Origin of the sequence: Rhizobium sp. ERR 1071 (genome assembly GCF_007828675.1) — a bacterium.
In the GTDB taxonomy this organism is placed as follows: domain Bacteria; phylum Pseudomonadota; class Alphaproteobacteria; order Rhizobiales; family Rhizobiaceae; genus Rhizobium; species Rhizobium dioscoreae.
On the sequence record NZ_VITM01000014.1, the window covers coordinates 15,668 to 36,848 of the forward strand.

The 21,181-nt window shown below is 60.0% G+C and carries 22 protein-coding genes; 17 read left to right on the forward strand and 5 right to left on the reverse strand.

Features of this window, described 5'->3' with window-relative positions; genetic code table 11:
• Window positions 1-85: 85 nt before the first annotated feature.
• Together FBZ99_RS29165 and gstA are read left to right on the forward strand one after the other, a co-directional pair.
• A complete protein-coding gene (locus FBZ99_RS29165) occupies window positions 86-793 on the forward strand; it encodes a TetR/AcrR family transcriptional regulator (RefSeq protein WP_145636364.1) in 708 nt (235 codons plus the stop codon).
• The gene (gstA, locus tag FBZ99_RS29170) at window positions 790-1,407 is read left to right on the forward strand and encodes a glutathione transferase GstA (RefSeq protein ID WP_145636366.1); all 618 of its coding nucleotides are present in this window, start codon (window positions 790-792) and stop codon (window positions 1,405-1,407) included. Before FBZ99_RS29165 ends, gstA begins: the two co-directional genes overlap by 4 nt.
• 22 nt (window positions 1,408-1,429) lie before the next feature.
• Here gstA and FBZ99_RS29175 read toward each other — a convergent pair whose 3' ends face one another.
• Complete coding sequence (locus FBZ99_RS29175) at window positions 1,430-2,377, reverse strand: LysR family transcriptional regulator (protein WP_145636368.1); 948 nt, start codon at window positions 2,375-2,377, stop codon at window positions 1,430-1,432.
• A 317-nt stretch (window positions 2,378-2,694) separates the two neighbouring features.
• On the opposite strand from FBZ99_RS29175, the gene FBZ99_RS29180 reads away from it, so the two are divergent.
• The 5 genes from FBZ99_RS29180 to maiA all read left to right on the forward strand — a co-directional run bounded on the left by FBZ99_RS29180 (window position 2,695) and on the right by maiA (window position 6,870).
• Window positions 2,695-3,012 (forward strand): DMT family transporter, encoded by a 318-nt coding sequence (locus tag FBZ99_RS29180; protein ID WP_145636371.1) that lies wholly within the window; start codon window positions 2,695-2,697, stop codon window positions 3,010-3,012.
• 34 nt (window positions 3,013-3,046) lie between these two features.
• A complete protein-coding gene (gene pdhA, locus FBZ99_RS29185) occupies window positions 3,047-4,042 on the forward strand; it encodes a pyruvate dehydrogenase (acetyl-transferring) E1 component subunit alpha (protein WP_145636373.1) in 996 nt (331 codons plus the stop codon).
• Between the two features lie 85 nt (window positions 4,043-4,127).
• Window positions 4,128-5,669, forward strand: a complete 1,542-nt coding sequence (locus FBZ99_RS29190) for an amino acid adenylation domain-containing protein (RefSeq protein ID WP_145636375.1) — start codon at window positions 4,128-4,130, stop codon at window positions 5,667-5,669.
• On the forward strand, window positions 5,666-6,112 hold the full coding sequence (locus FBZ99_RS29195; RefSeq protein WP_145636377.1) for an NUDIX hydrolase: 447 nt from the start codon (window positions 5,666-5,668) through the stop codon (window positions 6,110-6,112). The genes FBZ99_RS29190 and FBZ99_RS29195 overlap by 4 nt, the downstream gene beginning before the upstream one ends.
• A gap of 116 nt (window positions 6,113-6,228) precedes the next feature.
• Window positions 6,229-6,870, forward strand: coding sequence for a maleylacetoacetate isomerase (gene maiA / locus FBZ99_RS29200; protein WP_145636379.1), 642 nt, complete (start codon window positions 6,229-6,231; stop codon window positions 6,868-6,870).
• A gap of 103 nt (window positions 6,871-6,973) precedes the next feature.
• Here maiA and FBZ99_RS29205 read toward each other — a convergent pair whose 3' ends face one another.
• Complete coding sequence (locus FBZ99_RS29205) at window positions 6,974-7,738, reverse strand: helix-turn-helix transcriptional regulator (RefSeq protein WP_145636382.1); 765 nt, start codon at window positions 7,736-7,738, stop codon at window positions 6,974-6,976.
• 87 nt (window positions 7,739-7,825) lie between these two features.
• Here FBZ99_RS29205 and FBZ99_RS29210 point away from each other — a divergent pair, with 87 nt between their 5' ends.
• From FBZ99_RS29210 to FBZ99_RS29220, 3 genes are all read left to right on the forward strand, one after another.
• Window positions 7,826-8,554, forward strand: coding sequence for an SAM-dependent methyltransferase (locus tag FBZ99_RS29210; protein ID WP_145636385.1), 729 nt, complete (start codon window positions 7,826-7,828; stop codon window positions 8,552-8,554).
• An 11-nt stretch (window positions 8,555-8,565) separates the two neighbouring features.
• Window positions 8,566-9,273: an Asp/Glu racemase gene (locus tag FBZ99_RS29215; RefSeq protein ID WP_210248401.1), complete on the forward strand. Its 708-nt coding sequence runs from the start codon at window positions 8,566-8,568 to the stop codon at window positions 9,271-9,273.
• A 166-nt stretch (window positions 9,274-9,439) separates the two neighbouring features.
• Window positions 9,440-10,606, forward strand: coding sequence for an enolase C-terminal domain-like protein (locus FBZ99_RS29220; RefSeq protein WP_145636387.1), 1,167 nt, complete (start codon window positions 9,440-9,442; stop codon window positions 10,604-10,606).
• A 468-nt stretch (window positions 10,607-11,074) separates the two neighbouring features.
• Here FBZ99_RS29220 and FBZ99_RS29225 read toward each other — a convergent pair whose 3' ends face one another.
• On the reverse strand, window positions 11,075-12,115 hold the full coding sequence (locus FBZ99_RS29225; RefSeq protein WP_145636389.1) for an aldo/keto reductase: 1,041 nt from the start codon (window positions 12,113-12,115) through the stop codon (window positions 11,075-11,077).
• 120 nt (window positions 12,116-12,235) lie between these two features.
• Between FBZ99_RS29225 and FBZ99_RS29230 the strand changes: the two genes are divergently transcribed.
• Together FBZ99_RS29230 and FBZ99_RS29235 are read left to right on the forward strand one after the other, a co-directional pair.
• Window positions 12,236-12,838 carry a TetR/AcrR family transcriptional regulator gene (locus tag FBZ99_RS29230; protein WP_145636390.1) on the forward strand — a complete coding sequence of 201 codons (603 nt, stop codon included), beginning with the start codon at window positions 12,236-12,238 and terminating at the stop codon, window positions 12,836-12,838.
• A 173-nt stretch (window positions 12,839-13,011) separates the two neighbouring features.
• A complete protein-coding gene (locus FBZ99_RS29235; protein ID WP_145636392.1) occupies window positions 13,012-13,767 on the forward strand; it encodes an SDR family NAD(P)-dependent oxidoreductase in 756 nt (251 codons plus the stop codon).
• Window positions 13,768-13,853: 86 nt separating this feature from the next.
• Here the strand turns inward: FBZ99_RS29235 and FBZ99_RS33285 are convergent, their stop codons facing one another.
• Together FBZ99_RS33285 and FBZ99_RS29245 are read right to left on the reverse strand one after the other, a co-directional pair.
• Window positions 13,854-14,027, reverse strand: a complete 174-nt coding sequence (locus FBZ99_RS33285; protein WP_186450365.1) for a hypothetical protein — start codon at window positions 14,025-14,027, stop codon at window positions 13,854-13,856.
• Window positions 14,020-15,000 (reverse strand): AraC family transcriptional regulator, encoded by a 981-nt coding sequence (locus tag FBZ99_RS29245; protein WP_246661222.1) that lies wholly within the window; start codon window positions 14,998-15,000, stop codon window positions 14,020-14,022. Before FBZ99_RS29245 ends, FBZ99_RS33285 begins: the two co-directional genes overlap by 8 nt.
• A 73-nt stretch (window positions 15,001-15,073) precedes the next feature.
• Between FBZ99_RS29245 and FBZ99_RS29250 the strand changes: the two genes are divergently transcribed.
• From FBZ99_RS29250 to FBZ99_RS29270, 5 genes are all read left to right on the forward strand, one after another.
• Entirely contained in the window at window positions 15,074-16,069 is a 996-nt protein-coding gene (locus FBZ99_RS29250; protein ID WP_145636397.1) for an aldo/keto reductase, read from the forward strand.
• 23 nt (window positions 16,070-16,092) lie between these two features.
• Entirely contained in the window at window positions 16,093-17,121 is a 1,029-nt protein-coding gene (locus FBZ99_RS29255; protein ID WP_113408951.1) for an SDR family oxidoreductase, read from the forward strand.
• A 311-nt stretch (window positions 17,122-17,432) separates the two neighbouring features.
• Window positions 17,433-18,164, forward strand: coding sequence for a helix-turn-helix transcriptional regulator (locus FBZ99_RS29260; RefSeq protein ID WP_145636399.1), 732 nt, complete (start codon window positions 17,433-17,435; stop codon window positions 18,162-18,164).
• Window positions 18,165-18,474: 310 nt separating this feature from the next.
• Complete coding sequence (locus tag FBZ99_RS29265) at window positions 18,475-20,259, forward strand: methyl-accepting chemotaxis protein (protein ID WP_145636486.1); 1,785 nt, start codon at window positions 18,475-18,477, stop codon at window positions 20,257-20,259.
• Complete coding sequence (locus tag FBZ99_RS29270; RefSeq protein ID WP_145636401.1) at window positions 20,259-20,732, forward strand: chemotaxis protein CheW; 474 nt, start codon at window positions 20,259-20,261, stop codon at window positions 20,730-20,732. Before FBZ99_RS29265 ends, FBZ99_RS29270 begins: the two co-directional genes overlap by 1 nt.
• Window positions 20,733-21,181: the final 449 nt, after the last annotated feature.

Here is a 21,181-nt window from a genome sequence, read left to right on the forward strand (position 1 = left end):
GCGGCCCATGAGAAGCCGGCGTCGAAGTCGCGTATTCTCGCCGGCGGCAGGAGCGGGACCGGGGGAGCGGTCCCAATGAAGACGCATGGCACGAAAAGACACGCATAGGAATACAGAAAAGCGCGCCCAGATCCTGGCAGCGGCGGAGCGCATATTTTTCACGCGCGGGTTCGATCGCACCTCCGTCGATGAGCTGCGGCAGGAGGCCGGCGTCTCCAAGGGCACGATCTACGCATATTTCGAGGGCAAGGAAGCCCTGTTCCGCGCCGTCTGCGAGGCGATCCATGATGGCCTCTTTCAATCGCTAGTCAGCAGGCACCCCGCGGGCAAGGCCGATGCGGCGTGGCTGGTCGGCTTCGGCGTGACATTCGCGCGCTTGATGACCACCGAGCCGGCGATCCTTGCCGGTAGAACCGTGATTGCAACCGCAGACCGTATGCCCGAACTGAGTCGAACCTTCTTCGCAAGCGGCTTTCAAAGAGGTGTAACAATCCTCAACCAAGCGCTCATCGATCGCGGTGATATCCCGAGCCACGACACGCCGCAGCTCGCGCGCTCGCTGCTTGACCTCTTCCTGAGCGGCACACACCGCGAGCGGCTGCTCGGCTTGATGACGGAGCAGGAAGCGCATGCGCGGGTGCCCGAGACCGTCGAGCGGGCCGTTGCCATCGTCTTTTGCGAAACGCAGTCCTTTTGCCGAACGGCAACCGATGCTTGCCATCATCCAACAACCCGTACTTCTGATCATCGCCTATCATTGCGGTGCCGGAAACAAACGGGAGAACAGGAATGAAGCTCTATTATGCACCGGGAGTCTGCTCTATGGCCGCCCATATCGTCGCCGCCGAGGCCGAAATTCCGCTGACGTTGACGAGGGTCGACATTCGCAGCGAACCGCACCGGATCGAGGACGGCCGCAGCTTGAAGCAGGTCAACGAGAAGGGCGTTGTGCCGATATTGGAGCTCGACGATGGCCGCGTGCTGACGGAAGGCGTCGCCATCCTGCATTTCCTTGCCGATCTGAAGCCGGAGGCGATGCTTAAGCCCGCGCCCGACAGTTTCGAGCACTATCGCCTGCATGAATGGCTGACCTTCGTTAGTTCCGAGCTGCACAAGACCTTCAGCCCGTGGCTGTTCCACCCGGAATATGGCGCGCAGGCCGCAGAGGTCGCAAGGGAAAGGCTGCGCGAGCGTTTCGACTTTCTGGACAGGCATTTCGCCTCCGAAAGTTATCTTGTCGGAGGCCGCTTCACTATCGCAGACGCCTATTGCTTCACCATCATGAACTGGTCGAAGGGACGCAATCTCGATCTTAGCCCGTGGGTCAACCTCTCGCATTACCTGTCGACGATCGCCCAGAGGCCGGCGGTATGCAAGACAATGGCCACCGAGGGCCTGCGCAACTAGCGTCGACGGCCGAGCCGGGGCCTCAGCCTGCGGACCGAGCTGCCTCATGCCTTTCTTCGTCCCTGGCCTGGTGCCCGCCGCGCCTTCCCTCCAGCAGCGCGCGGCGCGCGAGCAGGCCGCTGCCCACGTGATCGAAGAAAGCGCGAACGCGCGCCGTGCTGCGCAGATCCTTATGCGTTATCAGCCAGAGTTCGCGGGTAAGCTCCGGCAGCGGTTCCTGAATGCGTTCGATATCGGGTTCGGGATCGCCGAGATAGCAGGGAAGCAGCGCCAGCCCCACGCCCGCCTTCACAGCCATCAGCTGGTTGATGAGGCTGCTCGAACGATAGGCGAAGGCGCGCGGAGAGATGTTCTCGGTCAGCCACATGGATGCCGCGGCAATCGCGCCGCTGTCCCAGCCGACAACGACGTGGTTGGAGAGCGAGGCAATATCCGCGGGATGCCCCCGCTCGGCAAGGTAAGCGCTGCTCCCGTAAAAGGTCCAAGGTGTCGATGCGATCTTGCGGCCGAACAGTTCGCCTTCATGCGGGCGCGTCGCCCGAATGGCGACGTCGGCCTCCCGACGCAACAGATCGAGTTGCCTGTTGTCGACCAGCAATTCCAGTTCGATACCATCGTGCTCGCGACGAAAATCGGCGAGCACCTCGTTGAGAATACGATAGGCGAGCGTCTCTGACGAAGTAATCTTGAGTTTGCCCAGAAGCCTGTTGTCCTGGCCAGCGATGGATCGATCGAGCGTCATGATTTCTGCTTCGAGCCGCTCGGCGGCCATGATCATCTGGACACCGGCGTCAGTGGGGACGTAGCGGTTCATCGTCCGATCGAAGAGCTTGACGCCCCTTCTTTGCTCGAGGGCGTTCAGCCAGCGGAAGATGGTCGAATGGTCGTGGCCAAGATCCCTGGCGGCGCCCACCAGCGATCCGGCACGTCCGATCGCCAGCACAATTCTGAACTCGTTCCAGTCCTTCACGTCTTTCCACCTCGCAAATATGCCAAGCCTTCCAAATTGAGGAATTGCAAAACGGAAAGGCGGGTTTCACAAAAACAGGCGCATCGCCTGTCTTCGGACAGTACCGCCATGGTCCGCACGCGTCTTCTTGCAAAATTGCAAATCCGCCTTTCCGAAAGGAAAGCGCCCCGCTGCTCCGCAATTGCCCAACGGCAAAGCCCGCTTGCCAAACCACAACGAGCGTTGCGGGGCGGACATTCCTATCATCACAGCGGCTGCCGAGTGAAAATGCCGGCAGCCGAAACGCGGGAACCAAGACGATGGAGAATGCGGCAGGCATGGCTTGGATGTTGCTCGTCATATCAGGGGTGCTCGATGTCGGCTGGTCCATTAGCGTGAAGATGGCCGCAGGCTACAGCCGTCCGGGCTGGTCCATTCTTTCCCTCGCCCTGCTCGCCGCCTTCATTTTCTGTCTCGGCAAAGCCCTGCAGACCCTGCCGCTCGGCACGGCATACGCCGTCTGGACCGGCATAGGCGCCATCGGATCTATCGTTGTCGGCATCGTGGTATTCCGCGAGCCCGCAACGGCCGTCCGTCTGTTCTGGCTCGCCGTCACCCTTGGCGGGATCATCGGCCTCAAGCTTTCAAGTAGTTGAGCCCCGTGCGGTCGTTTATGTCATCTAAAAAGGAATGAAGATGCCCAAGCTGAATGCCGACCAGAATTTCGTCTTTTCCAGGCATGAAGAGTTGAAGGCCTTCCGAGACATGCTGCTCATCCGCCGCTTCGAGGAGCGATGCGGCCAGATGTACGGCGAAGGTCTGATTGCCGGCTTCTGCCATCTCTATATCGGGCAGGAGGCCGTGGTCGTCGGAATGCAGATGACGATAGGCGAAGGCGATCAGGTGATCACTGCCTATCGCGACCACGGCCACGCGCTGATGTCGGGCATGGATCCCAGAGTGGTGCTGGCGGAACTGACCGGCCGCATGGCCGGCGCCTCGAAGGGCAAGGGCGGTTCAATGCACATCTTCGATCCCAAGAGAGGTTTCTACGGCGGCCACGGCATCGTGGGCGCACAGGCTTCGATCGGCACAGGGCTGGCATTCGCCAACAAATATCGCGGCAATGATCGCGTCTGCCTGACATATTTCGGCGACGGAGCCTCCAATCAGGGGCAGGTCTACGAAAGCTTCAACATGGCGAAGGTTTGGGGCCTGCCGGTGGTCTACATCATCGAAAACAATCATTACGGCATGGGCACCAGCGTCGAGCGCGCCTCGGCCAATCTCAACCTGTCGCAACGCGGCCTGTCCTTCAACATTCCGGGCGAGCAGGTGGACGCCATGGACGTGCGCGCGGTCCGCGCGGCGGGAACGAAGGCGGTCGAACATGCGCGGGCAGGCAACGGGCCGATCATCCTGGAAATGCTGACCTATCGCTATCGCGGGCATTCGATGTCCGACCCGGCGAAGTATCGTTCCCGCGAAGAGGTCGAAAAGGTCAAGAACGACAACGATCCGATCAACCGCTCCCGCTCCCGCATTCTCGAAGAGGGACATGCGACGGAAGCGGACGTCAGGCTGATCGAAAAGGAGATCAAGGAGATCATCGCCGAAGCAGTCAATTTCGCCAAGACCAGCCCGATGCCGGATCCGCTGGAACTCTATAGCGACATCTATTCGTGACTTCGGACAGCGCGGCCACCGATCGGCGCAAGAAGGATAAAGCCATGACAAACCAAGACGGAAGCTTGATCGAACGGAAGCTGACATGACGCTCGATCAACGGCTTTTGGCGAGCGCCAGGCAATTCCGCGAGCGGCCTGCAATCACGGCGGCCGGTGTCCGGGCTTCCTACAAGGAGTTGTTTTCCGTCGCCGTCGGTGTCTGCGGGCGTCTGGAGGCGGAGGGCGTCAAACCCGGTCAGCTCATTGCCGTCTACGGGGAGCGGTCCTTCGCGACCTACGCCTCGATTCTCGGAATCCTGCTGGCCGGCTGCGGTTATGTTCCCCTCAATGTCGCCTTCCCGGAGGCCCGAAACAGCCAGATTCTGTCGTCCTCGGCAGCGGCAGCGCTTCTCGTCGACCGCAATGTCGCGGACGAGGCGATCCGGCAGATCGGTCCCGCCGCAACCAGCTTGCCGGTCCTGGGCATCGATCCCCCGCCGGAACAAGCGGCAAGCGGAGACGCATTCGATACCTTCGTTTCGCGCCGTGCCCTGACAACCGAAACCATTGCCTATCTTCTCTTCACCTCGGGAACCACAGGCGTTCCAAAAGGCGTGCCGATCAGCGCCGGCAATCTGACATCGTATATCGACGCTGTTCACCGGCTGATTCCAATCGATTGCAGCGATCGCGTCCTGCAGGCGGCCGACCTGACGTTCGATCTGTCGGTGCACGATATGATGCTGTGCTGGTTGAATGGCGCCGAGCTCGTCGTCGCCCCGCAGAACGGGGCGATCCTCGCGCCGCGGCTGATCAGAACCCATGAAATAACTGCCTGCCTGATCGTTCCCTCCGCGGCGGCAAAGGCGATCGAACTCGGTCTCGTCTCGCCGGATTCGATGCCATCGCTGAAATATAGTCTTTTCGCCGGCGAAGCATTGCCTGTTTCCCTCAGCCGCAAGTGGCACGTGGCAGCACCAAGCGCCGCGCTCTACAATATGTATGGCCCGACCGAGAGCACCATCCACACATCCCACTACCGCGTCGATCCGCAGGACTTCTATCAGGGATCGGTAACGCCGATCGGCTGGCCGATCGACGGCCAACGGATATCGATCAGGGATGCCGATGGTGGGGAGGTGCAGGCCGGTGATACCGGCGAGATATGGCTTTCGGGCCCCCAGATGACGGAGGGGTATTGGAACGCCCCCGCGTTGACCGCGGAGAAATTCGCGTTTCAGGCCGGCCAGCGCTGGTATCGAACCGGCGATCTGGGACGTTGGGACCCTCAACATGGCATCATTTTCGCCGGCCGCGTCGATCGCCAGGTGAAGATACTCGGCTATCGCATAGAACTGCAGGACGTCGAAGCTGCGTTGGCGAAGGCTGCCGGGACGGAGCAGGTCGCGGCGATTGTCCGACTGAAACAGGAGGGTGGTTCGGACGCGATCATTGTCGGGTTTATCGCCGGCCGCCAGGTATTCACCGATGAGATCAAGGCCGGGCTCCGGGGGCTGCTGCCATATTACATGCTGCCGAGGGAAATGCATTTCATTGCCGATCTGCCCGTCAACGCGAATGGCAAGATCGACTATCGCGCGCTGGAAAAGCTGCATGACAGCCTTCGTATGGCGGCAATCCCTTGAACATCCGCAGACCCATCCCGGCGGTTCTCGCGGTGGTGATCCGCGACGGATTTGTTCTGCTGGTTCGCCGCGCCAACCCGCCGGACGCCGGCCTATGGGGCTTTCCCGGCGGTAAAATCGAATTCGGCGAACCGCTCGCGCAGGCGGCCGTGCGGGAATTGTTCGAGGAAACGTGCGTGCAAGCCGATGCCGGGCCGATCTTCACGGCGGTGGATGCCTTTGACCACAATCTCTATGGAAGCGTTCGGGAGCACTACGTCCTTGTCGCTACGCTTTGCCGCTGGCGGGAGGGGGAACCGATTGCCGGCGACGATGCCCTGGAAGCGGGATGGTACGATATTAGCAGCCTGGACAACGATCTCCTTGTCACAAGCTTCGGGGTTACCGCCGTCGCGCGTCAGGCGAGAGATCTTGCCGCCGAGCTTTACGGAACCGAGGATTGATGCAGTGACGGCGAATCCGGCCGCAACGCGGAAATCCCGCCTTGCACATTCGCAAACTGACCTGCGCGACCAACTCGTCTAACCTCGCCCAAAATAAAAGGAATGATCCATTGCCAATGCAGCTTTACACTTTCTGGCGCTCTAATGCCGCCTTTCGCGTTCGTGTCGCACTCGCCCTGAAAAAACTGGCCGTCGAGGAGATCGAGATCGACATCCTGTCCGGCCGTCAGTTCGATCCAGGCTACGCCGATGTGAATGCCGGACATGCCGTGCCGACATTCGTGCATGACGGGCACGCCATGTTCCAGTCGCTCCCGATTATCGAATATCTGGACGAGATTCAGTCAGAGCCGCGACTGGTTCCGATTGATACGCGGGAACGTGCCTACGCCCGCGCGCTTGCCATGGTTGCCGCCGCCGATGCCCATCCATTGGTCGTGCCACGCGTGCGGGGATATCTCGCCAAGCAGCTCGGTGCCGATGCGGAAGCCGTCAAGTCTTGGTGCAGTCATTGGGCATCGGAAGGGCTCGCGACCTACGAGCGGCTCCTGACCCGACGCCCGCCGGCACCCTTCGCCCTCGGAGAAACGCCGACGATCGCCGACATCTGCATCGCTGGCCAGATCGTGACGGCGGACCTCTACAAGCAGGACCTGTCCCGCTTTCCGCAGGTCGCCGCTCTCGGCAAACGCTGCTTCGAATTGCCGCAATTCGCGGCGGCCCATCCGTTCCAGCATCCCGATTATCGGGACGTCTGAAGCATGGCCGACGATTGATGACGCAAGTCGATGAAGGCGGATCGAAGAGGGGCGTGGGCGTGGACATGCCTGCGTCGCACCGCAATGTTGGGGTGTCTGCGTGTTAGGGCGCCATTGCCTCCCGGCTCGGCGGATAGCCGTGTTTGCGACTGAATGATCGGGAAAAGGCCTCAGCACTACCAAATCCGACGGCTGCGGCGACAACCTTGACGCTCCTGCCGGAACGTAGTTGCGCCCGGCCCAGCGCAAGACGCCAATCCGTTAAGTAGGTGGCCGGCGGCTGGCCGATGGTTTTGGTGAAGGTGTCGATAAAACGGCCGCGCTTCATGCCGGCGATACTGGCGAGATCGCCTATATGCCAGCGCCGCGCCGGGTCTTCGTGCATGGCCACCAGGCAGGGATGAAGCTCTCGATGGGCCAGCCCCGCCAGCAGCCCCGCATGGACCGTGCCGACCGCCAGCGCCTTGCGGATCGCAAGAACAACGACCACCTCGCAGAGCCGCGCATGGATGGTGCCGCCGCCGCAGCGTCTATCGATGCTCTCCGAAACGATCAGATCGGCCAGTCCGCGCAATTGCGGCTCCAGCGCCAGACTGAAGCGCAATTCATCCGGCAGGGCGCCTACAAGCGGATTCAGGGTCTCGCTGAAATCGATGGCCGCCGCCGCCAGCACCGTCATGCCCCGTACGGACATGCCGGCCGAACGCGGCCGGTAGATCAGATGGGTCGGTGCTCCGGCATCTTCGCTATCGACGATCAGAAGGTTGGCGCCCTCGCCGTGGCCGCGATAATCGGCCCGGAGTCCATAGGCTTTGAGGAAGGCCGCAAGGCGATCATGCTTTTGAAGCGTGTCCGAACGTTCGATCATGTATTTTTCTGAAATTCTGCCTTTAATCTGAATAATCTCTTTTCGGCGGCCATTCCAGCCGTGACGGCAATTGTTGATGTGGATTTCATGACAGGCAGTTCCTCCTCCAAATTCGATCAGTCGCGCGCCGATGAATATGGCCGCCAGAGCCGCATTGCGCTGGCAGGATACGATGCCTGTCACGAGCTCTGCGCCTGCATGCTGGCGGCTTCGGCAATAGATGTGCAAGCCCCGCGCATTCTGGTCGTCGGTGCCGGCGGAACGGCCGGCGAAATCATCGCGGCCGCCAGGCTGGAGCCGTCCTGGACCTTCGTCGCGGTCGATCCCTCGCCGTCCATGGCGGAGGTGGCGCGCGCCAACCTCGCGCAAGCCGGGCTCGCTGAGCGTGTCGAATTCATCGAGGGCAGCCTTGCGGATATCCCCGGCGATGCCTCCTACGACGCAGCCATCATGGTCGGCGTTCTGCATCATCTGCCGGGGGAGATCGCGAAGCGCAATATCATGGCCGAACTTGCGGAAAGGCTGAAAGCCGGCGCGCCGCTCGTGCTCGCCGGAAACTATCGCGCCTACAGCTCCGAACCGCTGCTGCTGGCCGCCTGGGCGCAGCGGTGGCGAATGAACGGCGCCGGCCCCGACGAGGTGCGCGCGAAGATGGACCGCATCCTGCAAGGCGCCGAACCGCCCCGGTCCGAAGAGGCGGTCGCCGCACTTATTGCCGACGCCGGCTTCGAGGCGCCGCTGCGATTCTTCTCGAGCCTCTTCTGGGGCGCCTGGTTCACGAGACGAACGGCGACGATGCCGCAACGACACGATTGAAGGGACACTTCATGTCTGAAACATCATCGGCGAAGGAAAAGGCGAACTTGCGAATTTCCTTCCTTCACACGGTCGCGGCCAACCAGCCGCTGTTCGACGAGGCCGCGGTTGCGACGGGCCTGTCTCCTCAAAACATCCGGCACGAATTGCGGGCCGATCTCCGTGAGGCGGTCGAAGAGCGTGGAGCCCTGACCGACGATCTGAGGTCGCAGACGATCGAGCGTCTGCAAGCCCTGGCATCGCAGTCCGATGTTGTTGTGCTGACCTGCGCGACACTCGGGCCGACCGTAGATGGACTTCAGGATGCCGCTATACCAATCCTGCGGGCAGATATGGCGTTGCCGCGTCTGGTTGCGGCAATGAGTGGAAAAATATCGGTTCTGTGCGCGGCGGAATCTGCGCTTGCATCAACGCGTCGCATCTACGAACAGGAGGCGAGGGAAGGAAAAGTCCAGCTGGCTGTCATCCACCTGCCGCAAGTCTGGAACCTTTTCAAGGCTGGCGATCAGGAAGGTTGTCTTGAGGCAATCGCCGCATCAGCCAGAAGCGAATACCAGGCGGGCGCCGATATCGTTACCTTCGCGCATCCATGGATGGCGCCTGCGGCTGCGCTTGTCACGGGTGACAAACGACCACTTGATATACCGCGCGCGGTACTTGAACTGGCGGTGCGACGTGGCCAGGCGCGTAGCGAGCCTACAACCAAGAGCGACGGATGACGGATTGTGGGCGAAATCCAGTGCTTCGTCACATGCATTTCAAAGCTGGGCTGTAGTCATCAAGTTGACGTCTAGTTATTCCGCCGACATGTCGGCCACGCGACATTGACCAACCTCTAGCACCCACTGTCTTCAGGGTCGCACACCGATCAAGAGGAGTAACCAAATGAAGATCGTCGCTATTAAGGATCGACTGATCCCCGTTTCGCGATATGCCGATACGGTGTCACGAGGGACGACTCTAACAACTAGCGTCGTAGCGATCGAGACCGATGTCATTCGTGAAGGTCGCCGCGTCGTTGGTTACGGTTATGCATCAGTCGGCCGTTTCGGGCAGAGTGGGCTGATCCGCGAGCGCTTCGCTTCGCGTCTGCTGGAAGCGGACCCTGATGAGATTATTGGTGAAGACGGCAATCTCGACCCCTTTCGCGCTTGGAGGGTGATGATGGCTGGTGAAAAGCTGGGCGGGCACGGAGAACGATGCGTCGCCATCGGAACGCTAGACATGGCGATCTGGGACGCTGCCGCCAAGATTGCAGGATTGCCGCTCTACAGGCATCTCGCGAAATGTCTCGGTCGCGACGTTTTCTCGTCGCCCCGCGTTCGTGTCTATGCCTCAGGTGGCTATTTATATCCATCTGACGATCTCGCGAAGCTTTCGGACGAAATTCGCCGCTTTGTCGATCTCGGATATCAGCAGGCCAAGATCAAGATCGGCCAGACAAGCCTTGCACAGGATCAGTTGCGCATCGAAATTGCTTCACGGCAATTGGCAGGCCCAGAGAGCCTTTCAGTCGACGCGCTCAACGCCTACGACGCTGTTCAGAGCTTAAGGGCTGCAGCAATGTTGGCGCCGTTCCAGCTTAATTGGTTTGAAGATGCTTGCGACCCGCTCGACTTTCGGACGCAATCTCATCTGGCCAAAGTCTACGAGCCGGCTGTTGCTGCGGGCGAAGCGCTGTTTTCGCTGTCTGAAGCAAAGCTGCTTGCTGAGCATGGTGGATTGCGCCGTGGCAGAGATGTTCTCGTTTTCGATCCTGTCCATTGCTATGGACTTCCGGGCTACCTGCAAATCGTCGAACTCTTCACATCGCTCGGATGGTCGTCCAATGCCTTTTGGCCGCACGGGGGACATCTCTTTGCGCTTCACGTGACCTCGGCGCTGGGTCTTGCTGGCGCTGAGGTGACCCCCTTCGCGTTTCACCCATTTAATGGGCTTTTTGAAGGCGCGGTAGTTGCCGAGGGTCACACGAACCTTCCAGAAATTCCAGGTATCGGTTTTGAATTGGCAAAGCTGGCGTGGCGGGAATTGAGATCATTGTCTGATGCGTAGGTCGTCAGGGACTATATGCGTACGCGCCATCGAGAAGCAGGGTAAACCTGTCTGATGAACCCGCTCGCTTTCGAGTTTGTGCAGCGCGTTGGGTAACTTCGCTATACGGCGGCCAATTGCTTCCTCGACATCAGCGGTCCCCCTAATCCCGAAACCGCATCCTAGTTTCATAAATGTCCTTTATGCCGCAGAGCCGAATTTTCAGCGCCTTGGGCAGTCCAATTTGGGAGCCAACGGTTCGAATCTACTCAAGAGCTGCGACAACGAGCTGATCCACGCGCCGAATGCCACCTGGCCGCATTGCGTGACTTCTTCGAACTCCCTTTAGGCGAAGCGCGGTAATCGCAGCGAGAGAGCCCGCCGGACGGCGGGACGGTCCTCGCCATGCAATCAAAGGCGTACGTCCGGAATACCGGCCCTTCGCCTGAGGAGACAAAGTCGAGGACCTCGGTTCATCGCCGGCCCGGATCAGGCGGCGGAAATTGCGGGAGCCGTGAACTCTTCGACCTTGCCGCCGGTATAGCCCGGACGAGCGCCCTCGAGGACGTTGTAGGGGAAGGCCGTCGGGATCGCGCTGACCTGATCCAGGCGCGCGATCTGCTCCGTCGACAGAGTGACCTTTGCGGCGTCGAGGTTCGACTTGAGCTGCTCGACGGTGCGGGGACCGATGATCGGCAGCGTGCCCTTGGCAGCGACCCAGGCGATCGCGGCTTCACCTGGCGCGACGTCCAGCTCGCTCGCGACTTCGATGAGGGTATCGAGGATCGCCGTGCGCTGCGGCGAATTCTCCTGCTGGAAGACGTTGCCGCCCATTCCTTCCTTGCGGCCGGTTTCGCCCTGGCGGTACTTGCCGGTAAGAAGGCCGCCGCCAAGCGGCGACCACGAGACCATACCGAGGCCGAGCGATTGGCCGGCAGCAAGCAGCTCCTGCTCACTGGAGCGGACTACCAGGCTGTGCTCGAACTGGAGGCCGGCAATCGGAGCCGCACCGCGCAGCTCCGCGATGGTGACGGCGCGCGCGGCACGCCACGCGGGGAAGTTCGACAGACCAGCATAGAGGACCTTGCCTGCCCGAACGAGGTCGTCGAAACCGCGCACAATCTCTTCGGCCGGCGTCACACCGTCCGACATGTGAACGAACAGAATATCGATATAGTCGCTCTTAAGCCGCTTCAGGCTGTCCTCAACCGAAACGACCATCGCCTTGCGGCTATTGCCGGTGACGAGGATGCTGCCCTTTGCGCCGGCGGGCATCGTATACTTGGTGGCGACGACGAAATCGTCACGACGGCCGACCAACGCATCGCCGATGATTTCTTCCGATTGACCGCCCTGATAGACGCCCGCCGTATCGATGAAGTTGCCGCCTGCATCTGCATAGGCGTCGAGGATGCGACGGGATTCATCGCGCTCCTGACCATAGCCCCAGCCCGTACCGAGCATGCCGGTGCCGAGCACCAGCTCGGAAACGCGCAGACCTGTGTGCTGGCCGAAAAGTTTGTAACGCATGCCTGTTTCTCCTTTGGCATATTTTAATTGCGATCGCAATGTATCGCGATTGGCAGCACTACTTGACTTTAATTGTGATCGCAACTAAAAAATTCGACAGTTTGAACCGGAGAGTTTTTCATGCGTGTTTCCAAGGAGAAGGCGGCGGAGAACCGCGACGCGCTTCTCTGCGCGGCCAGCCGTCTCTTTCGGGAGCGGGGGATCGATGGAGTAGGCGTAGCAGAGGTCGCCAAGGAAGCGGGGCTCACGCACGGCGCGCTCTACGCGCATTTCAAGTCGAAGGATGAGCTCGCCGCAGCGGCATTTTCACATGGCTTCGCCGCCAACATGGATGCCACGCGTGAATGGATCGGCGACCGACAGTTGGCGTTCGAGGAACTGCTCGACGGATACCTTTCTCCCTATATGCGCGAGAAGGTGTCCGACGGTTGTCCGATGGCCGCGTCCGTCAGTGAAATCAGCCACCATGACGAGGCCGTCAGCGAGAGTTTCACCAGCGCGTTCCTGACTTGGGCTGCAATGAACGAAGGCTCTCTCGAACCTTCGATCCCCGAGGGCGACCGGCGAAGACTTGCGCTCGCCGCTACTGCTGCTGAAATCGGCGCTCTCGCCATTTCGAGGGCTGTGGCCAAGGCAAACCCTTCGCTATCGGATGAGGTGCTTGAAGTTGTCCGAGCCGCCTTCGCTGACGCCCACGAGGTCGTAAAGACGCGATCTAAATAACCCTCTGCGCGAGCGCGCAGCCGCATTCACGCCCAGCACTGACAGCGCCGCCGCAGATTATCAGCGCGCGACCGATGGCGCTTGCGCTGAACACACCAGCTGGAAGGAGCTCGAATGACCGACACTCAGCACTCTCGAACACACACACCTGCCACAAAATGGAGAAGTAAATCATGGCTCAGAATCTGCAAGGCAAAGTCGCGCTTGTGACGGGCGGCAGTTCCGGTATCGGGTTGGCCGCTGCGAGGCGGCTGGTTGCCGAAGGCGCATTCGTGTTCATCAGCGGCCGGCGCAAAGCCGAGCTCGACAAAGCAGTCGCCGAGATCGGCAATGGGGTCGCCGCTATCCAAGCCGACTCGTCCCATGTGGGCGATCTTGATCGTCTCTATGAGGAGATTCGAGCGTCTAAGGGGAAGCTAGATATCCTGGTCGCAAACGCCGGTATTTTGGAGAAGGCGACGCTTGGCGAGATCACTGAGGGCATGGTCGATCGTCTTCTGTCGGTGAATGTGAAAGGGACGATCTTCACCGTCCAGCAGGCATTACCATTACTCAGCGACGGCGCATCGATTGTGCTGACCTCGTCGGTTGTCGCGAACAAGGGCCTGCCGGGCGGCAGCAGCGTCTATGCCGCGACCAAAGCCGCTATTCGCGCTCTTGCTCGTAACTGGATTCTCGACCTTAAGCCGCGTGCTATTCGCGTGAACGTCGTTAGCCCCGGGCCGATCGAGACGCCCGGCCTTAAGGGCGGCGCCCCAGCGCAAGTTTCGGCTGACGCCTACCTCGCGGCGCTTTCTCAGCATGTTCCAGCCGGCCGCGTCGGCAACCCGAACGAGATCGCCAACGTCATCGCCTTTCTCGCTTCCGATCAGGCAAGCTTCATCACAGGGGCGGATATCCAGGCCGATGGCGGTTTCGCTCAAATCTGACGGTATTTGCTGGAGCGCCGGGTGCGTTCATCGCCTGCTCGGCCGCGTACGGGTCTATGGAAAGCCCGGGGGCGCAGGTGTCGCGGCTATCTGGACAGCAGTTCTGTCAGCTCATCGGCGCTGGCCTTGCCGATGCCGTCGCTTATGGGGTCTTGTTTCTCGCCAATCCCGACCTCGTCGCGCGGTTCGCAGATGACGACGAGCATTTCAACAGATCCCGGGCTGGCCGATATCTTTTTGGTCGCTGTGTATTCAGCCATCGAGACCCGCAGCCTCTTGGGATGCTGGCGCAACGACTGGTCTGTGGCTCGCGTTTCGGAACTCTCGCGGTGAAGCACCAGTTATGCGCTTGAACGCATTGCTGAAGCTGCTCTCCGACGCGTACCCGACCGTGGTTGCTATCGAGGCGACAGGTTGTCTTGCCTCCTCCCGCAGGGCTCGTTCCGCCAATCGCATGCGCCAATTTGTGAGATATGTCAGCGGTGCGACCCCGGCTACGGTCCGGAAACGCTCAGCGAACGTCGTTCGTGACATCGCGCATGCTTCGGCGAGATCCTCAAGGTGCCAGGATCGTGCTGGGTCGGCATGCATCAGCCGGATAGCAGGCGCAATGCCTGGATCGGTCAAGGCCCGCAGCCACCCAGTTTGCTCGACGTCGTTCTGTGCAAGGTGGGCGCGCAGGATTTCAATGAACAGCAGTTGAGCGAGTTGAGCCGCGGCCAGTTCGGCGCCCGGCAGCTTATTGGCCCGCTCCTTCGCCAGGCGATCCAGAAGCCATTTGAAGGTCGCTGCCTCAGGACGATCGGCCTGAACATGGATCCAGGGCGGCAATACGTCCGCGAGGACCCGGCCGCTCGTCGGGTCGAGCAGCACATGGCCGCCGATATGCGCGAACTCTCTCCCGTCACCAATCTGCACGTCGGTCTTTGCAGCCCCAGAAAATAGGCTCATCGCATCGACGGGAGGAAGAGACGGATCGCTGGAGAGCTCAAAGGCCAGCGGCGCGGACAACAATCCGACATCGCCCGCGCAGAAATGGATCGCTTGCTGCCCATCAAGCGTGACCCAGCAACTACCCTTGAGCACCGCAAAGAACTTGATTGTCTTGGGGACCGGGAAGCGGATTGCCCATGGTCCGCCAGCGGTGAAGCCGCCTGTCACCAGCGTTTCCGCACGGGTTAGCTTTAGAATATCGGAAAAAGGTTCATTGGCCATCGCCGGATTGTCGCGCAAGTATTACGGACTTTCAAGCATTCTAAGTACCGGCCGTGCGAGATATGACGGAGCCTCCACGGAGGTACTGATCATGACATTGAGCAAACGTCGGCTGGGAACACAAGGATTGGAGGTCGGCGCTGTCGGCCTAGGCTGCATGGGCATGAGCCAATCCTATGGCCCAGCAGATGAGGCCGAATCCGTTGCCACGTTGCACCGAGCGATAGATATCGGCTGTGATTTCTTCGACACCGCCGAAGGCTACGGCCCCTATACCAACGAAGAGCTGCTGGGACGCGCCTTTCGCGATCGGCGCGAAAAGGTCGTTATCGCGACCAAGTTCGGCTTCAAGTTCGAGAACGGCCGCCAACTCGGTGCGCAGACCGACAGCCGCCCCGACGCTATCCGCCGTGCTGTCGAGGGATCGCTGCGCCGGCTCCAAACCGATCACATCGATCTTTTGTACCAGCATCGCATCGATCGGAACGTGCCGATCGAGGACGTCGCTGGCGCGGTGGGTGAACTGGTGCAGGAAGGCAAGGTGCGCTTCTTCGGCCTATCTGAGGTGGGTGCCGCTACACTGCGACGCGCCCATGCCGTCCATCCTGTATCTGCTCTGCAAAGCGAATATTCGCTCTGGGAGCGCAATCTGGAAGTCGATGTGATCCCGGCAATGCGCGAACTTGGCATTGGTCTGGTGCCGTTCGCACCGCTCGGTCGTGGCTTCCTTACCGGTGCGGTCAAGCGGGCTGAGGAATACCCTGCCAATGACACCCGTCACAACGACGAGCGATACCAGGGAGCAAACTACGACGCGAACATTCGGGCCGCGCAAGCCGTGTTCACCCTTGCGAATGCCAAGGGCGCCAAGCCCGGCCAGATCGCGCTGGCGTGGCTGCTGCACAAGGGCGGCGACATCGTCCCGATCCCGGGCACCAAGCGGCACGCCTTTCTGGAGGAGAACGTCGCATCGGACGTGGTCCGTCTATCCGACGAGGATATGCAGACGCTCGACCAGACGCTGGCAACGGGAACGGTTGCGGGCAATCGCTATCCGGCCTGGATCATGGCTGGGATCGACCGTTGAGCGCCAACAACCCGGAGAAGGAAATGAACGACGATTTGGTATTGGTAACCGGCGGCAGTGGGTTCATCGCGCAATATTCCATGCTGGCGCTCCTCCGGGCCGGCTATCGGGTGAGAACCACCCTCCGGTCGATGTCGCGCAGGCAGGAAGTGCTCGACAATCTGAAGACCGGTGGTATCGAACCGGGCGACCGCCTGTCATTTATCCAGGCGGACCTCATGTCCGACGCTGGCTGGCCTGAGGCCGTGAGCGGCTGCAGCTACGTCATCCATGGAGCCTCGCCAACACCATCTGGCGATCAGGTCCGCGAGGAAGACTGGGTGAGGCCGGCGGTCGATGGCAATCTCCGCGTGCTGCGGGCCGCGCGTGATGCAGGTGTAAAGCGGGTGGTGCTCACCTCGGCATTCGGCGCAATCGCCGGCGGGCGCTCTAAGCCACGCAGCCGCCCCTTCGACGAGACTGACTGGAGCGATTTGGCCGGCAACATCGCGCCGTACCAGAAGTCGAAGACGCTCGCCGAGCGTGCGGCCTGGGACTTCATTGCCCGGGAAGGAAACGGTCTTGAGCTTGCAACTGTCAATCCAACGACGGTACTCGGACCAGCACTCGGCCCTGACTATTCACATTCAATCCGGCTGATCAAGAACATGCTCGATGGCCAGCCGGGTTGCCCCAAGATCAACACCTGCGTGATCGATGTCCGCGACGTCGCCGATCTTCATTTACGTGCGATGGTCGGCCCTGCCGCCAAGGGCGAGCGTTTCCTCGCCGCGAGCGGCAATAGCCTTTGGTTGGTCGACATTGCCAAATTGCTGAAGGCGCGCTTCGGTTCGGCCGCGCGCAAAGTGAACACACGTGTATTGCCCAACTGGTTTATCCGACTCGTAGCCGTTTTCAACCCGGCAATGCGCGGGATCATCTGGCAACTCGGTGCCGACATGAACGCCAGCGGACGAAAAGCGGAATGCCTGCTCGGCTGGAAGCCGCGCTCACGCGAAGAGGCGATCATCGCGACAGCCGAAAGCCTCGTTCGCCTGAGGTTAGTCGGCTGAACCATACGGCGATGGTGTAAGCCGCAGTTTGTCGCGCTCCGCCTCGGACCGATTTAGGTTTGCTGCGATAATACTTGCGATGCTCCTGGCCTGATCGAACTCGCGCTGACTGGAGACCTTCTTCACATTCAAAAAGCGTACACGATTCAGATCAGCGGCTGCGCGTTGATTTTCTGCCTGCGGATGCGTCACCCCGGCCTCTGCGTATAGTCGTAGACGCTGAACCGAATGAAGCTTGGAGTTGTGAATTTACACATATTTAATACTTAACCCCCAGAACCTGATGTCTGAACGTGGTTGGAGATTTAAGCTTGCCATTTTCCCGCGCCTTTGCTCTCAGCAATCCTTTAGAAGAGGCTCCCGATTTAAGATCGCTGCCCACCCGTCGCCAGGTTGTTTCGCATCCATTTATTGAGAAGCTGCGCGGAGCCGTCTCGTTTGATTTCTTCGCAGTGTCAGGCCTTGACCTCGATGGCTACCGGTTCGGGAGCGGACACTCGATCGACACCGACGTGCCGCCAGCCTTTCTCGACGCCTATTACGGGGATGATCTCCTGAAATCCGATCCGTTCGTGATGGCATCGATGTCGGCTGCAAAGGTTATCGTTGAGGAGGAAGTCTATGCCAAAACACCTCCTCCTCAAAGGCTCCAATACCTTGCCAGGACCTTCGGTGTGCTCAATCGTACGCTCTTCCCGATCCGACGCGGCGACGTGGTGTTCGGCGCCGTCACGTTCTCTCGTACGTCGCCTTTCTCGGGGGCCGAAATCGAGTTTCTGAGCGAAATCGCCGAGATCACGCACCGTGTGCTGACCCGACCTATCATGGACAAGTTCTCCGCACAGGCCCTGAAACTGATCGAGGGCGAGATCAGGTGCCTAAGATTTGCAAGCCTCGGCAAGACGACGGACGAGATCGCCGCGGCGAGCGGTTATACACCTGATACCGTCAATAGCTACATGAAGGCCGCTATCCGGAAGCTCGGTGCGGACAATCGCGTTCACGCGATCGCTGAGGCGATCCGACGCGGGCTAATTTCCTAGCTTACGATTCGACGGAAGTGGTGTGATCGCGTTCGCTGCCTCAGCGAGGCGGCCTTCGAACGCGCTTTGCAACCTTGAGGGGGTTTGGACTTGAGCAGAATGTACACCTGCTGAGCGAATGCTCATGCGCGCCCACCGAAATTAAGGTTTCGTTGGGTGTTTGACCCTAGAAATAGGGGGCCGGGAGGAAGGGTTGTCACAATATCGATCAGCCGGCTGACCTGTAACCGAAAGCCACGGCCTCTAAGTCCAACAGAACCTGATCAGCGGACACGAGCCCTCGGCAGACATGGAGCGCATCTTGGGTATTATGTCTTTGGGTTTCTCATCCGACGCCGGGGCCGTGCTCGCTGCAATGAGCAAGTCGCAAGCGATCATCGAGTTCGATCTCACGGGAAAAATTCTGTCTGCTAATGCGAACTTTTGCGCGGCGCTCGGTTATGAGCTGAGCGAAATCGTGGGCCAACATCATCGGATGTTCGTCGATCCAGCCGAGGCCTCGAGCGCCGAATACCGCCAGTTCTGGAGCGATCTGGCCGCTGGCAAGTTTGACCAGCGTCAATACAAGCGCATTGGCAAAGGCGGCAAGGAAATCTGGATCGAGGGCTCCTACAACCCCGTCTTCAAGGGCGGTAAGCCGTACAAAGTCGTCAAGTTTGCAACTGACATTACGACCCAAAAGCTGAAGAGCGCCGAGGATGCCGGAAAACTGGACGCGCTGTCGCGCGCTCAAGCCGTGATTGAGTTCACACCTGCGGGCGAGATCCTGACAGCCAACGAGAACTTTCTCAACACTCTCGGATACCAGCTGTCGGAGATCAAGGGAAAGCACCACTCGATTTTCTGCGAATCCGCCTACACCAACAGCGACGACTATCGCAAATTCTGGACCCGGTTGGCGGGAGGAGAGTTTGTTGCAGATGAGTTCATGCGCCTGGGCAAGGGCGGAAAGAAGGTCTACATCCAAGCCTCGTACAATCCGATCTTCGACATGAACGGCAAGGTCTTCAAGGTCGTCAAGTTCGCGACGGATGTCACGAAACGCGTCGAAAACGTCGACCAGCTCGCATCCGCTCTACAAGCACTTGCAGACGGCGATCTTACCCAGCAGCTCAGCACGCCCTTCTTGCCGACGCTGGAGAAGCTCCGGTTGGATTTCAACAGCGCTGCCTCCAAACTCCGCTCGGCCATGGAAACGGTATCGCAGAATGCCGCGGCCATTGCCGCCGCCTCGCAGGAAATCCGAACCGCTTCCGATGATCTCTCCCGCCGCACGGAGCAGCAGGCTGCTTCCGTCGAGGAGACGGCCGCCGCTCTCGAGGAGATCACTACTACCGTATCTGGCTCGAGCAACCGGGCTCAGGAAGCTGGCCAACTCGTGCGCAGGACGAAGGAGAATGCCGAGCGCTCCGGCCTCGTGGTTCGACAGGCGGTTGAGGCGATGGGTAAGATCGAAGCCTCAGCATCGGAGATCGCCAATATCATTGGTGTGATCGACGAGATCGCGTTCCAAACAAATCTTCTCGCCTTGAATGCGGGCGTTGAAGCCGCTCGCGCCGGCGACGCCGGCAAGGGCTTTGCGGTTGTCGCACAAGAGGTTCGTGAGCTTGCTCAACGCTCTGCCAAGGCCGCGAAGGAGATCAAGGATCTGATCGGTACGTCCAACGGTCATGTCAAGAACGGTGTTGCTCTCGTCGGCGAAACCGGCAAGGCTTTAGAGGAAATCGTAGGGCAGGTTGTCCATGTCGACAGCAACGTCGGGGCGATCGTAGACGCCTCCCGCGAGCAAGCGACAGGTCTGAAAGAAATCAATACGGCCGTCAACACGATGGACCAAGGCACGCAGCAGAACGCTGCTATGGTCGAAGAGACATCTGCGGCCGCCCACGGTCTCGCCAAGGAGGCTGACGCCCTGTTCCAACTTCTGTCCCAATTCAATATCGGCGGGGTGCAATCCCAGCGTTCGACTCCAAGGGCTGCATCTGCCACATCTCGACCGGTTGGCAATCCGGTGCGTCAGATGACAGCCAAGGTCGCGCATGCGTTCCAAGGGAGCGCCGCCGTTAAGGGCGGCGACAGCTGGGAGGAGTTCTGATGACGCGCTTGAGCACCAACATGAACGGTCAAACGACGCTGGACATCATTGCATTCCAGCTCGGCGAGCAGACATTCTGCATTCAGACGACGTCCGTTCGCGAAATCCGCGGATGGGCAGCCTCGACGCCACTGCCACACACGTCCGATGAAGTTCTCGGTGTGATCAACTTGCGCGGAACAGTCATTCCGACAATCGATCTGGCCCGCAAGCTTGGGATGCGGTCAGGCGAAACGACCGAGCGCAGTGCGATCGTGGTGGTGGAGGTGCACGGAAAGCCGATGGGACTTGTTGTAGACCGGGTGACCGACATGCTCTCCGTCACCGCGGATCAACTTCAGCCGCCGCCGGACATCATCGGCTCCGTCGATCGATCCTGTTGCGAAGGGATCATCACGCACCCATCGGGAATGATTTGCTTCCTTCATTTGACGAACATGTTCGCACCGGGGGATGAGAATATAGCAGCATAGATCGTTCGCAGCGGCGTCGTTCACGCCTGTCTTCTGCTCCCTCAGCACCGCAATCATTTGTCCGTCCTTTAATGACGAACCTTAGCGTATCACTAGATGAAGAGAGTGCATTGAACCATGTCTAGCTCCGATCGGGAACCGATGAGTGAACGCCGAAAATTTGCCAGAACGCGTGCTCTTAAAGGAGCTCGGATTTTCTACGGCAATGGCCCGCTGACCCGAGATTGCGCCGTGAGGAACCTTTCCACAAACGGGGCGAAATTGGTTATGCCAAGTACCGCAGGTATCCCGGACAGTTTCGAGCTTGCGTTCGAAGATGGCGCTCGGAAAAACTGCGCTGTTCGTTGGCGAAAACTGACGGATATCGGAATCGAGTTTGTCGGCGAAGCCTGATCGGCAGCTATTCATTGATGGTTTGAGCACATTAGCGCCGACGATAGACACAGGCA

Bases quoted from the DNA above. Each gene is read 5' to 3' on its own strand.
- FBZ99_RS29215 (WP_210248401.1), top strand. From the start codon at position 8,566: ATGTCTGAAACATCATCGGCGAAGGAAAAGGCGAACTTGCGAATTTCC.
- FBZ99_RS29210 (WP_145636385.1), top strand. From the start codon at position 7,826: ATGACAGGCAGTTCCTCCTCCAAATTCGATCAGTCGCGCGCCGATGAA.
- pdhA (WP_145636373.1), top strand. From the start codon at position 3,047: ATGAAGATGCCCAAGCTGAATGCCGACCAGAATTTCGTCTTTTCCAGG.
- FBZ99_RS29205 (WP_145636382.1), bottom strand. From the start codon at position 7,738: ATGATCGAACGTTCGGACACGCTTCAAAAGCATGATCGCCTTGCGGCC.
- FBZ99_RS29230 (WP_145636390.1), top strand. From the start codon at position 12,236: ATGCGTGTTTCCAAGGAGAAGGCGGCGGAGAACCGCGACGCGCTTCTC.
- FBZ99_RS29220 (WP_145636387.1), top strand. From the start codon at position 9,440: ATGAAGATCGTCGCTATTAAGGATCGACTGATCCCCGTTTCGCGATAT.
- FBZ99_RS29270 (WP_145636401.1), top strand. From the start codon at position 20,259: ATGACGCGCTTGAGCACCAACATGAACGGTCAAACGACGCTGGACATC.
- FBZ99_RS29235 (WP_145636392.1), top strand. From the start codon at position 13,012: ATGGCTCAGAATCTGCAAGGCAAAGTCGCGCTTGTGACGGGCGGCAGT.
- FBZ99_RS33285 (WP_186450365.1), bottom strand. From the start codon at position 14,027: ATGGCTGAATACACAGCGACCAAAAAGATATCGGCCAGCCCGGGATCT.
- maiA (WP_145636379.1), top strand. From the start codon at position 6,229: ATGCAGCTTTACACTTTCTGGCGCTCTAATGCCGCCTTTCGCGTTCGT.
- FBZ99_RS29225 (WP_145636389.1), bottom strand. From the start codon at position 12,115: ATGCGTTACAAACTTTTCGGCCAGCACACAGGTCTGCGCGTTTCCGAG.
- gstA (WP_145636366.1), top strand. From the start codon at position 790: ATGAAGCTCTATTATGCACCGGGAGTCTGCTCTATGGCCGCCCATATC.
- FBZ99_RS29255 (WP_113408951.1), top strand. From the start codon at position 16,093: ATGAACGACGATTTGGTATTGGTAACCGGCGGCAGTGGGTTCATCGCG.
- FBZ99_RS29165 (WP_145636364.1), top strand. From the start codon at position 86: ATGGCACGAAAAGACACGCATAGGAATACAGAAAAGCGCGCCCAGATC.
- FBZ99_RS29180 (WP_145636371.1), top strand. From the start codon at position 2,695: ATGGCTTGGATGTTGCTCGTCATATCAGGGGTGCTCGATGTCGGCTGG.
- FBZ99_RS29265 (WP_145636486.1), top strand. From the start codon at position 18,475: ATGTCTTTGGGTTTCTCATCCGACGCCGGGGCCGTGCTCGCTGCAATG.
- FBZ99_RS29250 (WP_145636397.1), top strand. From the start codon at position 15,074: ATGACATTGAGCAAACGTCGGCTGGGAACACAAGGATTGGAGGTCGGC.
- FBZ99_RS29190 (WP_145636375.1), top strand. From the start codon at position 4,128: ATGACGCTCGATCAACGGCTTTTGGCGAGCGCCAGGCAATTCCGCGAG.